This window comes from Allocoleopsis sp. (assembly GCF_036703385.1).
Lineage (GTDB): Bacteria > Cyanobacteriota > Cyanobacteriia > Cyanobacteriales > Coleofasciculaceae > Allocoleopsis.
The window spans coordinates 1-2,211 of sequence record NZ_DATNPA010000604.1; the positions used below are offsets into that span (position 1 = coordinate 1).

Genomic DNA, 2,211 nt, shown 5'->3' on the forward strand with positions numbered 1-2,211 from the left:
TGTAGTGGGAACACCGGAAAAAGTGGCTCAGAATGAGAGGTCGTATACCGGGCAGTATTTGCAGCAGGTATTAAAGCAGCATCCACCAAACGCCGTTAATTAGTACTTTTGCCGCCAGCGTTCTAGACGTTAGTATCGTCACTGCGCTTGCCAATCCAGCCTCGCCATTTGCCAATTGCTGGAGTGTTGATGTAAATGTTTCTACGCCTACTAGGTGAGAGTTTTTCACTGCTGACTCGGTTGTTTGACTTACAGCAATTTGCAACTTGATGAAACATATCTAAAGGGCGCACGTCGGTGCGCCCCTACAACAGATATATACTTCACTGACTCGAAAACGGGTAGTGCGATCACAACCCAACGAAACAATTGATTCATGAGCAAACTCGGCTGGCGAATGACTTGGACTCACAGCCTCTTTCCAGTGGGGATACAATGCGATTTAATCACCGCGATCGCTAGCTCTTGCAAAACGTCCAGACTCATGAAAAATAACCTTTCTAGAGAGAAAATTCATCTGAATCTGTATTACTGTAAATATTTGTAAATAATCCTCTCATCCTATTTTTCTCCGCTATCAATACTTTAGTGACCCTCGACAAGAGTCTTATTGTCTGTAGAACCTGGTTCTCTGAGCCTTCGAGCTATACCAGGAACGTATCTCAAGCTGTATTACACTTACCTCTTCGGAGGAGTAGCACTCTTCATCGTCTTCCTAAAGTAGTATTTTCAATTTCCTCAGGGATTTGTTTAATTTTATTAAAGCTCTATAAAAAATCTGAACAAATTTAGCCCAAAGAATTAAATTCAGGTTGAACTGAGTGAACTCCGATTCAGGAAACAGGGGTTATGTGGGAATCCTTAAACAATTTTTTAGATCCAAATAAGTTTATTCCTCACGGACATTGCTATTTGTGGATGCCAGAATTGGTATGGCTACATATCATCACTGATTCTTTAATCGCACTGGCTTATTATTCAATTCCCATCCTGTTGCTTTATTTCGCCCGCAAAAGACGAGATTTACCCTTTCATCGGCTTTTTCTATTATTTGGAGCCTTTATTATTTCCTGCGGCACTACTCATGTGATGGAAATATGGACACTGTGGCATCCTGATTATTGGCTATCGGGTTTAGTCAAAACCATTACGGCTGTAGTTTCCCTCTATACAGCCCTAGAAATGATGTCCTTACTTCCTCAAGCATTGGCTTTGCCCAGTCCAGCTCAATTAGAGGAAACCAATCAAGCACTTATTGAAGAGATTGTTGAGCGCAAACGGACACAAGCAGAACTACAAAAAGCCAAAGAAGCCGCCGAATCCGCCAACCTAGCCAAGAACCAATTTCTTGCTAATATGAGCCATGAATTGCGTACACCCCTGAACGGCATTCTGGGTCTGAGCCAGCTTTTGAAAGAAGATGCGCTTGAGTTAAACTATAGCGATTTTGTCCCTGACTTGGAAGCGATTTACACCTCCGGCACTCACCTACTTTCCCTAATTAACGATATCCTTGACATCTCCAAAATTGACGCAGGTGAGATAAACTTTTATTTAGAAACCTTCGATCTGGCGACCTTGATTGATGACATTGTGACGACTACGCAACCCATGATTGAGAAAAACGGGAACACCCTAGTCGTCAATTGTGACCGCAATCTAGGTACTATGCACGCTGATCCAACTAAAGTTCGTCAAGTCCTGCTCAACCTTCTCAGCAACGCTGCTAAATTTACTGAACAGGGGATAGTCACTTTGGACATCAGCCGTCAACAAAAGTCAAAACTGACGGCGGCGAAGCAGCCAATGAATTCCTCCATCATTTTTCGGGTGACGGATACTGGTATCGGTATGACGCCCAATCAACTCAAACAGATCTTCAAAGCCTTCACTCAAGCAGACGCCTCCACCACCAGAAGGTATGGTGGCACGGGTTTGGGGCTAACCATTAGTCGCCACTTCTGCAAAATGATGGGTGGCAAAATTACAGTGTCTAGCCAACTAGGTCAAGGTTCCACGTTTACTGTACACCTACCAGCGCAGGTTATTGGTAGTAACACCAAGTCCACACTGACATCACTGGAGTCTACGACTAGGGCAGTGTCGCAAGTAAAGGTAAGCGCTAGCGCTTAAAATATTAGGTAGTGAGACGCATCAACCTCCAACACAACAATCGTTCTTTGACTTTGGTTTTGCAACCGGCAATCGACC

At 43.8% G+C, this 2,211-nt stretch carries 1 protein-coding gene; it reads left to right on the forward strand.

The window, feature by feature from the left end; all coding sequences use genetic code 11:
- Nucleotides 1-849 precede the first annotated feature (849 nt).
- A complete protein-coding gene (locus V6C93_RS28960) occupies nt 850-2,133 on the forward strand; it encodes a sensor histidine kinase (protein WP_333480138.1) in 1,284 nt (427 codons plus the stop codon).
- Nucleotides 2,134-2,211: the final 78 nt, after the last annotated feature.

What these genes read in the sequence shown, in the direction of transcription:
- V6C93_RS28960 (WP_333480138.1), top strand. Translation starts at nt 850, where the DNA reads ATGTGGGAATCCTTAAACAATTTTTTAGATCCAAATAAGTTTATTCCT.